The organism is Flavobacterium sp. (assembly GCF_044369455.1).
In the GTDB taxonomy this organism is placed as follows: Bacteria; Bacteroidota; Bacteroidia; order Flavobacteriales; family Flavobacteriaceae; genus Flavobacterium.
This window is the reverse complement of sequence record NZ_JBIPLW010000009.1, coordinates 45,583-58,949: the sequence shown is the minus strand read 5'-3', so window position 1 is coordinate 58,949 and position 13,367 is coordinate 45,583. Positions and strand designations below refer to the sequence as shown.

Sequence of the window (13,367 nt, the reverse complement as noted above, 5' to 3'; positions counted from 1 at the left end):
GGAAAATTAAACATTTATTTTAAAAAAAGTCTCTTTAATCAAAAAATCCGTTTTCAAAAATAATTACTTAACTTTAGCTCGTTAAACCGATTGCTGTGAGATTAAAACGATTTTATTTCCTTTTTATTGTACTTTTTGGTGTCATTTTTAAAACAAATGGGCAAAATCTATCCTTATACAATCAGTTCAACGGTCGTTTTGACTTCACTTTTATAGGCAATACCTTGAATGTTCAGCCCAATGGTGCTTTTGATCCTTGCCTCATATTGCCAAGCTCGGACGCCACTTTGAATTTAAGTCCAACTGATGTCATCGAAAACGCCTATTTGTATTGGGCTGGTTCGGGAACTGGTGATTTTAATGTTAAATTAAATGGAATTGACATTACATCTCAACGAAATTTTTCGGCGATTCAAAGTTCTAATGGAAATCCGTTTTTTAGTGCTTTTGCCGATGTTACAACACAATTACAAAATACTGGAAATGGCCTCTATAGTTTTTCTGACCTTGATGTATCTCCCTTTTTAAATCCGGATACCTATTGCAACAACGGAACCAACTTTTCTGGCTGGGCAATCGTAATTGTGTTTGGCAATCCAACATTACCACTAAATCAGATTAATGTTTATGACGGGTTAGAAGCATTGTCAACTGCCGTAGTTGACGTTCAAGATCAGTTGATCATCAATTTAGGAAACTTAAATGTTTTGAATAATTCTGGGGCCAAACTAGGATTTGTAGCTTGGGAAGGGGACGCAACAATTTCAAATCAGGAATCTTTGTTGATTAATGGAAATAGTATTGATAATCCACCTTTGAATCCCGGAAATAATGCATTTAATGGCACCAATAGCATTACCGGAAGCAGCAGTTTATACAATATGGATTTGGATATTTATGACATCCAAAATTATATAAGCATTGGCAACTCTTCTGTTGAAGTAAAAATGACAACAGCACAAGATTTTGTTTTAATAAATACCATAGTCACTAAACTGAACAGTCAATTGGCCGACGCCACTGTTGCAATAAACAATATTGAACAAGAATGTGATTCAAGGACAATTATTGTGAATTATACCGTTTCGAACATAAATGCAACTGAAGTGCTGCCGCCGGGAACGCCAATCGCGATTTACGTTGACGGCGTTTTTACTGCTTATGATGAAACAACACTTCCCATACCAATTGGTGGAAGTATGAGCTATCAAACTACAATCACCATTCCTATTAATGTGCCTTTAGATTTTAATTTAGTAATTATTGTAGATGATCGTGGAGACGGAACAGGAATTGTGGCCGAATTAAACGAGAACAACAATACAGCTACTATTGCTGTTTCACTTTGGGTAACCCCAACCTTTAATACGTTAGAAAATTTAGTTGTTTGCAATGAAGGATTCACTCGCGGTACATTTGATTTTTCTACTTATGAGGAATTGGTGAAAACAAATCCTTTAGACGGTGTGCGTTTTTTCGAAACCCTAGAAAATGCAACTAATAATGTTAGTCCTATTTTAAATACAAGTAATTATCAAGCTAGTGCAACACCAAAAGAAATCTATGTTCGGATATTCAATGATAATTGTTTCGCGATTTCTGATTTTATTCTAACAACCAGAAACTGTCCTCCAACCGTTTACAACTATGTTTCTGTTAATAATGATACGTATAACGACAGTTTCACTATCGGAGGTTTGAGGGATATATTTCTAGATTTTAAATTAGAAATTTATAGCCGTTGGGGAAGATTACTTTGGACAGGAAATCAAAATACAGAAGATTGGAATGGTTATGTAAAAGATGGCTTTGGAAGCAAAAACGCTCCCGATGGTACTTATTTTTATTTGTTGTTTTTAAATGATGTCGATTATCCTGAACCATTGAAAGGATTTTTATATCTACATCATTAAAAAAAACAAGATACCTTTGGACATCCAAAAGCAATTATGAAACAAATTACTTCTTCACAAAATCCATTTATAAAATCATTAGTACAAGTACAAGAAAAAGCCAAAGCTCGAAAACAATTTGGTACTTTTTTGATAGAAGGGATGCGTGAAATTGAATTGGCGATTAAAGGAAATTACGAGATAGAAACCTTTCTTTTTTTAACAGAATTAGTTTCTGAAACGCAATTAAAAAAAATTATCAGTTCGAGCACAGTCGAGAACATAGAAATCTCTAAAGAAGTCTATCAAAAAATAGCGTATCGAGATACCACCGAAGGCATTTTAGCAGTAGCCAAAACCAAATCATTACAACTTTCAGATTTAAAGCTTCCGAAAAATCCATTACTAGTAGTTTTGGAAGCCATAGAAAAACCAGGCAATATTGGCGCTATCTTAAGAACTTGTGATGCTGCAAATGTAGACGCAGTGATTATTGCCAATCCAAAAACCGATTTGTTCAATCCAAATATTGTACGTTCTAGTGTTGGCTGCCTGTTTACCAATCAAATTGCACTGGCCTCAACAGAAGAAACTATCGATTTTTTAATCAAAAACAAGATTAATTTCTACAGCGCAACGTTACAAAATTCAACTTCGTATCACACCCAAAATTATACCACTCCAACGGCTTTGGTTGTAGGCACTGAAGCTACAGGATTAACTCAACTTTGGCGCGAAAAAGCAACACAAAACATCATTATTCCGATGCAAGGAGAAATTGACAGCATGAATGTGTCAGTAGCTGCAGCTATTTTGATTTTTGAAGCAAAAAGACAACGGGGATTATAATTTGGGATTTAGGATTTGGGATTTGGGATTTAGGATTTGGGATTTAGGATTTGGGATTTAGGATTTAGGATTTGGGATTTGGGATTTGGGATTTGGGATTTGGGATTTGGGATTTGGGATTTGGGATTTGGGATTTGGGATTTACAACTATATATTTAGTAATCACTTTTACTAATCAATAATGCTTTTTTAAATTTTCTATTTGCACATCTAATTTGTAATGCTTATTTTTAGCTACCTGATTACAAATGCTATGATCGAAATAGATTTAGAAGAAGAAAAAAAAGCCATTGCACGAGAATACAAAGAATTACTTCGCATAAGTTATCAAACACTCACTGATTCTGATAAAAAACTCATTCGAAAAGCCTTTGATGTTGCCGTAGAAGCGCACAAAGATCAACGCCGTAAATCAGGCGAAGCGTATATCTTTCATCCTATTGGTGTGGCCAAAATTGTTGCATCTGAAATCGGGTTAGGTGCTACAGGCATAGCAGCGGCATTGATGCATGATGTAGTTGAAGATACTGATGTAACTATCCAAGATATCGAAAAAAAATTCAATCCAAAAATCGCCCATCTGGTTGAAGGTTTAACTAAAATTTCTCAAGTTAAAAAAGACATGAACATCTCGATGCAAGCGGAAAATTTCCGTAAAATGCTCCTGACTCTGAATGATGATGTTCGTGTAATTTTAATTAAAATAGCAGACCGTTTGCACAATATGCAAACTATGGATTCGATGCCCGATTATAAACAGGTAAAAATTGCCTCTGAAACATTATACATTTATGCTCCATTAGCCCACCGATTGGGATTGTATAATATCAAAACCAAGCTCGAAGATTTAGGATTAAAATATACAGAACCTGAAGTTTTTAAAGATATCGTTAGCAAAATAAAAGAAACCAAAGAGGAACAGGATGACTATATCAAAACCATTTCTGATGTATTGAAAAAATCTCTTGATGAAGAAGGCGTTGACTATTTAATGAAAGGCCGTCCAAAATCAATTTACTCCATTCGAAGAAAAATGGCGGCTCAAAACGTAACGTTTGATGAAGTCTATGATAAATTTGCGCTTCGAATAATCTATAAATCAAATTTGCATGACGAGAAATTTTTGGCGTGGAAAATTTATTCTATTGTAACCGATCATTACCGCCCGAGTCCAAGCCGATTGCGCGATTGGATTTCTTCGCCAAAATCTACTGGATACGAAGCGTTGCACATTACTGTGATGGGGCCAAAAGGCCGTTGGGTAGAAATTCAAGTACGAAGCGAGCGTATGGACGAAATTGCAGAGAAAGGGTATGCGGCTCATTACAAATATAAAAATGGTGCTACCGAAGAAAGCGGATTGGATACGTGGCTGAACCTTTTAAAAGAAGCCTTAGAAAGTTCAGAAACCAATGCGGTTGACTTTGTAGAAGATTTTAAAATGAATCTTTACGCCAAAGAAATCTTTGTCTTTACACCCAAAGGAGAAATAAAATCATTACCTAAAGGAGCAACATCTCTCGATTTTGCATTTAGTATTCACTCCGAAATTGGAATCAAAACTAGAGGAACTCGTGTGAACGGAAAACTAGTCCCGCTCAATCATGAATTAAAAAGTGGCGACCAAATAGAAATTATTACCTCTGTACATCAAAAACCAACAATTAACTGGTTGGATTATGTGACGACTTCAAGAGCGAAAAATAAAATCAGAAATGTTCTCAACGAAAACACTAAAAAAATTGCCGAAGATGGAAGGGAATTATTAACCCGAAAAATGAAACATTTAAAAATCACACTTAGTGAAACTGTGATAAATGAATTGGTAAATTTCTTTAATTTAAAAACCAGCCTAGACTTGTTTTACCGCGTTGGAATTGGCTCTATTGAAAACCAACAACTCAAGGACTTTGCCGCCCAAAAAAGCAATACTTTAATGAACTTCTTCAAGAGTAAAATAAAACGCTCACCTAGCGCTGCTCCAGAAGACATTAATAAACAAGTGCTCAATAGCAATTATGACATGTTGGTCTTTGGCTTAGAGCAAGATAAATTAGATTATAAATTATCTTCCTGTTGCAATCCGATTCCGGGTGATAAGGTGTTTGGTTTTATTACGATTAATGAAGGTATAAAAGTGCATAAAAAAGATTGTCCAAACGCCATAACGTTGCAATCCAATTATGCCTATCGCATTATGCAGGCCCGATGGATTGACTCATCCCAACAAGAATTTAAAGCCATTTTGAAAATTACTGGCATGGATAGTTTGGGATTAACAAACGAACTGACTAAAGTAATTTCTAACAACATGCACGTAAATATTCAAAGTATTTCACTAAGTGGTGATGCTGGGATTTTTAACGGACAAGTTGCCGTAATTGTACAAAACAATGCTATTTTGAAAAAATTAATTGACAATATCAAAAAAATAGATGGTGTTGATAAAGTAACAAGGGTTTATACCAATTAATATTCACAGCACATTGTTAATATTTAAACTTGTAAACTTTTAAACCTTAAACAAAAAAATTACCTTTGTCACATGACACTAATTGCATCAGATAATATCAAAAATCAAGAGACGGTAAAGAATGTTTTTACATTGTATCTTGAAAACAAAGGACACCGAAAAACACCCGAGCGTTATGCTATTCTTCACGAAATATATGATAGCGAAGAACATTTTGATATTGAGAATTTATATATCAAAATGAAAAACAAAAACTATCGTGTTTCTCGTGCAACTTTATACAATACCATTGAACTTTTACTCGATTGTGGGTTGGTTCGTAAACATCAATTTGGACAAAATCAGGCACATTATGAAAAATCGTATTTTGACAGACAACACGACCATATCATAATGACTGATACTGGTGAAGTGATTGAATTTTGTGATCCTAGAATTCAAACTATTAAGCAAACGATTGAAGAAATCTTTGGGATTGACATACACAATCATTCGCTTTATTTCTACGCGAATAAAAAAGAATAATATTTACCAAATGAAACAGAAAAACCATTTATCTTTTGTATTTCTATTATTTATACTCTTTTCTTTAAATTCAAACAGCTTAGCACAAAGACTTCCCGAAGAGCAATTACGGTTTCATAGAGATTATACAGAAAACGGACTACTATTTGGGACCATAACATTTCCAGATGATAAAATGAGATTTGATAATTATACTTTTCCAATAGTTTATATTTCACCAGATAAAAAATTACAAAGAAAATATACCAAAAATTTAAGGATTGACCCTACTATGTTTGTAGGCAAACATTATGGAGAACTTGATGGTGGAAGAACGTATCTTTTTGTTCTAGAAAAAGTACCAGGACTATACAATTTATCTTCTGCAAAATTTACTATTTTTAAGCTTTTTGATTATGCACCTCAATATAAACACGTATCAACAGTTACATCAAATTTTGAGGTAAATAAAGGAGAAATTATATATATAGGCAATATAAATATAAATGAATATGCCAATAAAGGAGAACGTGTTATAAATTTTGAAGATAAATTTGAAAGAGATAAAAAAGCTATGAAAGACTTATATAAAATGGTAAATTGGGATTTAGCGAAAAATATGAAAATTGAACTAAACACTAATATGTTTGAAAATATAAGCAACCATTAATAGTAATTATAAAAAACAACACAATGACTGTAGATTTACTACTAGGATTACAATGGGGCGATGAAGGCAAAGGAAAAATTGTTGACGTTCTTACTTCAAAATACGACATTATTGCTCGATTTCAAGGCGGACCAAATGCTGGGCACACACTTGAATTTGATGGTATAAAACATGTATTAAGAACTATTCCCTCAGGGATTTTTCATGGTAATAATATCAACCTTATCGGAAATGGTGTCGTTATTGACCCCGTGGTTTTTAAAAGTGAAATTGACGGTTTGGCCAAATTCAATCTCGATTTGAAATCAAAATTGTTTATTTCAAGAAAAGCGCATTTGATTCTGCCAACGCATCGTTTGCTTGATGCCGCTTCGGAAGCTTCAAAAGGGAAGGCCAAAATTGGCTCTACACTCAAAGGAATTGGACCAACCTATATGGATAAAACCGGAAGAAACGGCATTCGTGTAGGCGATATTGAACTAGCTGATTTTGCAGCACGTTATAGAGCTTTGGCGGACAAGCATGAAGCGATGATTGCATTTTATGATGTAAATATTCAGTATAATTTGGCTGAAATGGAAAATGAATTCTTTGAAGCCATTGAAGACTTACGAAAATTAGATTTTATCGACAGCGAGGAATATTTGGCACAAGCTCAAAAAGCTGGAAAATCGATTCTTTGTGAAGGTGCACAAGGTTCGTTGTTGGATGTTGATTTTGGAACCTATCCGTTTGTAACTTCATCAAACACCACGGCTGCTGGCGCTTGTACTGGTTTAGGCATTGCACCAAATAAAATTAAAGAAGTGTACGGTATTTTCAAAGCGTATACCACGCGTGTGGGTTCTGGACCATTTCCAACCGAAGATTTTGGCGAAGCTGGAGATATGATGGCAAGTGTAGGCAACGAATTTGGTTCGGTGACAGGAAGGAAACGCCGTTGTGGTTGGTTGGATTTAGTAGCCTTGAAATATGCTATTCAAATTAATGGCGTAACGCAATTGATGATGATGAAAGGCGATGTGCTTTCGGGTTTTGACACTTTAAAAGTGGCCACTGCTTATAACTACAAAGGCGAAGTGATTCAACATTTACCGTATAATATTGAAGAAGAAAACGTAACGCCTATTTATACTGAATTTAAAGGTTGGAAGCAAGATTTGACCGGACTAACCACTTTTGAAAGTTTGCCAAAAGAGTTAAAAGACTATATAGAATTTATTGAAAAGGAAGTCGAAGTACCTATAAAAATAGTTTCTGTTGGTCCAGATAGAAAGCAGACGATAATGAGATAAATAAAAACCAGACTAAAAAATTTTACTGGTTTGTCTATTATTTCACTTCTATCTTATCAATCATCAATTGAAAGTTTTCATTTTGCTTATTGCCAATTAAAAAGGCAATTTCTTCTAAATTTGTCCCATCATAATTAGGAAGATTCAAGGTTCTTCCTCGGAAAGAAGCATACATTTCGGTTATTGGAATTTCAACTGTTTGCCAATCGGACGTGGTTTGAAATTCATATATATAGGAATAATAGTCACTAACTTTAGACTTCACCCTAAACTGATATTTTTTTCCATCGCCTTTTAATCGGATGCTGAAAGTCTTTTGGTTTTTTAGAGATATTGGTTTGAAAAAATAACGAACCGAACAAAATCCACCATTATTATCAGTAGAAACAGTTCCTGAAAAGTTTCCGTTACCGTCACGATCAACCCTAAAAGTACTTGATGAAAGGCCACCCATCACTCCGTCATCAACAATTTTCCAATTAGAAATATCGCATTTCTCAGTAAAATCGAACAATAATATTGAATTCATCGCAAAAGAAATTGTAATAAGAAAAAAAACTAATTTCATTATTAAAGTTTTAAAATAAAACTCTCACTCGGTTTTATGCTTAACTGAATCGTTCCAATACCATTAGTAACTTTAAGCTGTGCTTTGCTACCGTATAGTTGATCGGTTACATCGTATAATCCATCTTTTAAATCCCATGATTTGATTATCGTTTCAGGTACTTTCAACTCGAAATTACTAGTAGTTACCCATGAGAAGTTTGCCACAATTATCAATCGTTCCTTTGCTGACCAACGCACAAAAGAATACAAACCTGAATCATATCCTGAAGTTGTATCTCGATTATACTTTTGAATCTCTTGGTATTTTCCCATCAAAGCATCGCTACTTAAAGTAAAATTTAATAAACGTTTATAAAAATCGCGTAGCGCTTTTTCACTTTGAGATAACTGTCCGCCATCAAACTTACCTTCATTCATCCAACGCTGATGATGTGGAACACCAATATAATCAAAAATGGAAGTGCGCGAATGGGTTCCAAATCCAGCATTCTCTTTTCCGTCTTCGCCCACTTCTTGCCCGAAATAAATCATTGTAGGTGATGAACTTAGTGTAGCTGAAACCACCATCATTGGTTTTCCTTTTTCGGGAGTACCCGCAAATTCTGGACTAGCCAATCGTTGTTCGTCATGATTATCTAAAAAGTGAAGCATGTGGTGCTCAATGTCGGCCAATCCGTTTTGTATATCCGATAATCCGTCCGGCAACGTTTTACCTTGAATTACTGCTTTCAAATGATCGTACGTTTCCACTTTATCGTAGAGATAATCCATTTTTCCCAACTTGATATAATTTCTATACTCTTTCGGATTGTAGACTTCTGCCAATAAAAATGCCTTCGGATTTTTCATTTTTATTGCCGAATTCATATAACTCCAAAATTCATACGGTACCATCTCCGCCATATCATAGCGGAAACCGTCTATACCTTTTGCCGTCCAATACAAGGCAATATCACGGAATTTTTTCCATGAACTTGGAACATCTTTGTCTTTCCAAAAAGCGAAATGGGCCTTACAATCTTTTGTATCGTAACCTGCAGGTAATTCGGGGAAATCTTTGGAACCATCTGGCTTGATGCCATAATTTACTTTCACCGTTTCATACCAGTCATTTATATCTGGTTTTGCTTGACGTGAACCGTTACCTGTCCATTTTGCTGGATATTCGGTAAACTTTCCGTCAATTAAAGGATTTTGTTCACCATTTAAAGGTTTGTAAGTATCCGATGTTGGCACTTCAAAAGCTTTTCCTGGAATGTAATAAAAATTATTGTTGCGAGCATATTCCACCGAAGTATCATCATCGGTACCAAAATCTTTTACACCTTTTGGATTGCTCAAACTATGGTAATTTCGTGCAATGTGATTGGGAACAATATCAATGATTACTTTTAAACCATTTTTGTGTGTGCGTGCAATTAAGGATTCAAACTCTTCCAATCTTTTAGCTGGATTAACGGCTAAATCAGGGTTTACGTTATAATAATCCTTCACAGCATAAGGAGAACCAGCTCTTCCTTTAACTACATCGGGATCGTCATTGGAGATTCCGTATTGAGTATAATCACGAATCACATCATGATGCGGAACGCCAGTATACCAAATATGAGTAACACCTAGTTTTTTGATTTCTTGCAGTGCTTTATCGGTAAAATCATTGAACTTCCCTACTCCATTTTCTTCAATGGTTCCCCAAGGTTTATTGGTGGTGTTTTTATTGCCAAACAATCGGGTGAAAACTTGATAAACAACCGCTTTCTTTGGAGCAATGATTTCTTTGGGATTGGCACTCATGGTATTCTTTTTTTGTGCAATGGTTATATTAGCTATAATACAACTCATAATTAAGGTATAGGTTAAACTTGTTTTCATACGACAGCATGCTTATAATTGGTTCAATAAGTCATTGTCACAAATATAGAAATATATGTAACATAAATAATTCTTAATAACCATTTTCATTGTACCTAATTTCATAAATTTGGCTAAAATTAAAACTCTTGAAAAAGTTCCTTTTTTATACCGGATTTCTCTTTTTTATTTTAGCAAATGTTCAAGCTCAAAAAACATCTCAAATAAATGTAGAATATTCCGATTTTGCAGATAGAAATCAAGACGAAATTCCCGATGCTTTGTTGCTGCGAGGTAACGTTAGAATAAGGCATGAAGGTGTGCTTTTTACTTGTAACAAGGCCTATTTTTTTGAGAAAGAAAACTACATCAAAGCATTTGGCGAAGTGCAGATGGTGCAAGGTGATACGCTTTTCCTAAACAGTAAATATGCCGAATACAATGGCGAACTAAAAAAAGCATATGCCACAGGAAACGTAATTATGCGTTCACCCGAATCGACTTTGGTAACCGACACCATTAACTTTGACCGAAATACACAAGAAGCTTTTTACAATTCCTTTGGCACCATTACTAGCAAAGAGAATACTTTAAAAAGTAAATCAGGTAGATACTTTGCTAACGAAAAGAAGTTTAAATTTTTAACGGCAGTCACCATTACCAACCCAAAATACACAATAAAATCGAATCATTTGGATTATTATACCAATTCGGGTCACTCCTATTTATTTGGTCCTTCAACGATTACAAGTAAGGAGAATTTCATTTATACCGAAAAAGGGTTTTATGATACCAAAAAGAATTTTGCCTTCTTTAAACGAAAGTCTTACATCAAATACAAAGACCGAAAAATTGAAGGCGATAGTTTGTATTATGATCGAAATCGCGAATACGCATCGGCGACTAATAATGTCAAAGTTACAGACACTATAAATAAAGGAATTCTCAAAGGCCATTATGCAGAAATTTACCGCAATCTAAAAACCGAGAAAGATTCGATGATGATTACCAAAAGAGCTGTTGCTATTACTTTGGTAGAGAATGATTCGATGTACATACATGGAAAAAAAATGCTTATTACAGGAAAAGTTGGCGACCGAGTTATTCGTGGATTTAATAATGTTCGTTTTTATAAAACGGATATGAGTGGCAAATGTGATTCTATTCATTCCAATCAGAAAACGGCGCTAACCAAGCTTATTGGCAAACCAATTCTTTGGAATTATGAGAACCAAATGACAGGTGACCTAATGCATCTTATTGGAAATAATACCACCGAGAAATTAGATTCGCTTAAAGTATTGAACAATGCCTTTATAATCTCTAAAGATTCAATAGGGACAGGGTATAATCAGGTCAAAGGAATGAATTTATACGGTAAGTTTAAAGACAATAAACTCCATGAAGTTGATATAGTAAAAAACACCGAAGTCATTTATTACATGCGAAATGACCAAAACGAACTGATTGGTATCAACAAAAGTGTTGGTAGTAAAATAAATATGATTTTAGACAAAAACACCATAGAAACCTTAACCATTTTCAACAATCCCGATGGCGATATTTATCCCGAGATAGAATTGCCCGAAAATGCTAGAAAACTTCGAGGTTTTATTTGGCGCGGTGAGGAACGAATAAAATCGAAGGATGATATTTTCCCACAAGAAGAAAACGATCTTGATGCCAAAATTCAAGCGGAGCGAAAAGCAGAAATGGAAAAAGAAAATGTACCCCTGAAACCGAGTAAAGAAACTTTAGAGTACGACAAAAACAACTCAACGCTAGCCAAAGGCGAACAGGGCGAAACCAAACCGAAATCTGACCAGAATAAATCGAAACCAATAGTGAAATAAGATTGCTTCAAAAGTTCGTAATGACATGAAAGAGGATTTCCTAAAATACCAAGCACAAACTTCTCCTTATCCTTTAGGTATGGAGGTTTCACATGCAATTGGTTCTTATATTTATGATACCAATAATAAAAAACATTTAGATTTCGTTGCAGGTGTTTCCGCTACAAGTTTAGGACATCAACATCCACGAGTTAATCAAGCCATCAAAGACCAATTGGATAAGTATTCACACGTAATGGTTTATGGTGAATATGCACAACATCCTGCAGTGGCTTATTGTAAATTATTAGTTGAGAATTTGCCCCCAGTTTTAAACAAAGTCTATTTAGTCAATTCGGGAACAGAAGCCTGTGAAGGTGCACTAAAGTTGGTTCGTCGCGTTACCGGAAGAAGTCAATTAATTTCTTGTCACAATGCCTATCACGGCAATACCTTGGGTGCTATGAGCGTCATGGGATTTGAAGAACGAAAGCAAATTTTTCGTCCATTAATTCCAGATGTTGATTTTATCACTTTTAATAATGAAGATGATATTCAAAAAATAACGACCAAAACTGCTGGAATCATTTTGGAAAGTATTCAAGGTGGCGCAGGTTTTATTGAACCTCAAAATGATTTCTTAGCCAAAGTAAAAAAACGTTGTGAAGAAGTTGGTGCTTTACTGATTCTCGATGAAATCCAACCTGGTTTTGGTAGAACCGGAAAATTATTTGGTTTTGAGAACTATAATGTTATACCCGACGTTGTGATAATTGGAAAAGGAATGGCTGGTGGTATGCCAGTAGGTGGATTTATTGCAAACTCTACATATATGGATTTACTAAGTCATGATCCTAAACTTGGTCACATCACAACTTTTGGAGGTCATCCTGTCATTGCGGCAGCATGCGTAGCCACCTTAGAAGAAATTCTTGAAAAAGATTACATTACGCAATCTTTAGCTAAAGAAAAGATATTCAGAGAACTTTTGGTACATCCTTTGATAAAGGAAATACGCGGAAGAGGATTGATGTTAGCGGCAATGACAAAAAACGCTGAAATAACAAACCAAGTAATTTTTAAATGTATGGAAAAAGGGTTGATATTATTTTGGTTGCTTTTCGAAGGTTGTGCTATTAGAATTACTCCACCATTAACTATATCTGAAAAGGAAATCAGAGAAGGTTGCGCCATTATTATTGAAGCAATGAATGAAATTCAAAATGAGAATAGATATTGAATTTTGTAATTGAATTGAAATTGATATTGATATTGATATTGACATTGAAATTGATATTGATATTGATATTGATATTGACATTGAAATTGATATTGATATTGATATTGAATAATTGTTAATTAAATTGTTTACAACAATAATCGCAACCCACAAAAAAAGCAACGTGTTTCCCTAATTTTATTAAGGATAAT

10 protein-coding genes are annotated in these 13,367 nt (G+C 34.6%); 8 read left to right on the top strand and 2 right to left on the bottom strand.

From position 1 onward, the window contains the following. Positions 1-95: 95 nt before the first annotated feature. From ACIQ2L_RS09830 to ACIQ2L_RS09805, 6 genes are all read left to right on the top strand, one after another. The gene (locus ACIQ2L_RS09830; protein ID WP_396158265.1) at positions 96-1,913 is read left to right on the top strand and encodes a gliding motility-associated C-terminal domain-containing protein; all 1,818 of its coding nucleotides are present in this window, start codon (positions 96-98) and stop codon (positions 1,911-1,913) included. A 36-nt stretch (positions 1,914-1,949) separates the two neighbouring features. Further along, positions 1,950-2,741, top strand: coding sequence for a TrmH family RNA methyltransferase (locus ACIQ2L_RS09825; RefSeq protein WP_396158263.1), 792 nt, complete (start codon positions 1,950-1,952; stop codon positions 2,739-2,741). 253 nt (positions 2,742-2,994) lie between these two features. Beyond that, positions 2,995-5,214 (top strand): RelA/SpoT family protein, encoded by a 2,220-nt coding sequence (locus tag ACIQ2L_RS09820; RefSeq protein ID WP_396158261.1) that lies wholly within the window; start codon positions 2,995-2,997, stop codon positions 5,212-5,214. A 72-nt stretch (positions 5,215-5,286) separates the two neighbouring features. Then, positions 5,287-5,739 carry a Fur family transcriptional regulator gene (locus ACIQ2L_RS09815; RefSeq protein ID WP_396158259.1) on the top strand — a complete coding sequence of 151 codons (453 nt, stop codon included), beginning with the start codon at positions 5,287-5,289 and terminating at the stop codon, positions 5,737-5,739. Between the two features lie 10 nt (positions 5,740-5,749). Next, a complete protein-coding gene (locus ACIQ2L_RS09810) occupies positions 5,750-6,388 on the top strand; it encodes a hypothetical protein (RefSeq protein WP_396158257.1) in 639 nt (212 codons plus the stop codon). 23 nt (positions 6,389-6,411) lie between these two features. Beyond that, positions 6,412-7,683 carry an adenylosuccinate synthase gene (locus ACIQ2L_RS09805; protein ID WP_396158255.1) on the top strand — a complete coding sequence of 424 codons (1,272 nt, stop codon included), beginning with the start codon at positions 6,412-6,414 and terminating at the stop codon, positions 7,681-7,683. 37 nt (positions 7,684-7,720) lie between these two features. On the opposite strand, the gene ACIQ2L_RS09800 is transcribed toward ACIQ2L_RS09805, so the two are convergent. Next, a complete protein-coding gene (locus tag ACIQ2L_RS09800; protein WP_396158253.1) occupies positions 7,721-8,251 on the bottom strand; it encodes a CIA30 family protein in 531 nt (176 codons plus the stop codon). A 2-nt stretch (positions 8,252-8,253) separates the two neighbouring features. Beyond that, positions 8,254-10,125, bottom strand: coding sequence for an alpha-amylase family protein (locus tag ACIQ2L_RS09795; RefSeq protein ID WP_396158251.1), 1,872 nt, complete (start codon positions 10,123-10,125; stop codon positions 8,254-8,256). Positions 10,126-10,253: 128 nt separating this feature from the next. On the opposite strand from ACIQ2L_RS09795, the gene ACIQ2L_RS09790 reads away from it, so the two are divergent. Then, positions 10,254-11,957: an OstA-like protein gene (locus tag ACIQ2L_RS09790; RefSeq protein WP_396158249.1), complete on the top strand. Its 1,704-nt coding sequence runs from the start codon at positions 10,254-10,256 to the stop codon at positions 11,955-11,957. Positions 11,958-11,982: 25 nt separating this feature from the next. Then, complete coding sequence (locus ACIQ2L_RS09785; protein WP_396158247.1) at positions 11,983-13,176, top strand: aspartate aminotransferase family protein; 1,194 nt, start codon at positions 11,983-11,985, stop codon at positions 13,174-13,176. Positions 13,177-13,367 lie beyond the last annotated feature (191 nt).

What these genes read in the sequence shown, in the direction of transcription:
- ACIQ2L_RS09805 (WP_396158255.1), top strand. Translation starts at nt 6,412, where the DNA reads ATGACTGTAGATTTACTACTAGGATTACAATGGGGCGATGAAGGCAAA.
- ACIQ2L_RS09815 (WP_396158259.1), top strand. Translation starts at nt 5,287, where the DNA reads ATGACACTAATTGCATCAGATAATATCAAAAATCAAGAGACGGTAAAG.
- ACIQ2L_RS09820 (WP_396158261.1), top strand. Translation starts at nt 2,995, where the DNA reads ATGATCGAAATAGATTTAGAAGAAGAAAAAAAAGCCATTGCACGAGAA.
- ACIQ2L_RS09795 (WP_396158251.1), bottom strand. Translation starts at nt 10,125, where the DNA reads ATGAAAACAAGTTTAACCTATACCTTAATTATGAGTTGTATTATAGCT.
- ACIQ2L_RS09825 (WP_396158263.1), top strand. Translation starts at nt 1,950, where the DNA reads ATGAAACAAATTACTTCTTCACAAAATCCATTTATAAAATCATTAGTA.
- ACIQ2L_RS09800 (WP_396158253.1), bottom strand. Translation starts at nt 8,251, where the DNA reads ATGAAATTAGTTTTTTTTCTTATTACAATTTCTTTTGCGATGAATTCA.
- ACIQ2L_RS09810 (WP_396158257.1), top strand. Translation starts at nt 5,750, where the DNA reads ATGAAACAGAAAAACCATTTATCTTTTGTATTTCTATTATTTATACTC.
- ACIQ2L_RS09785 (WP_396158247.1), top strand. Translation starts at nt 11,983, where the DNA reads ATGAAAGAGGATTTCCTAAAATACCAAGCACAAACTTCTCCTTATCCT.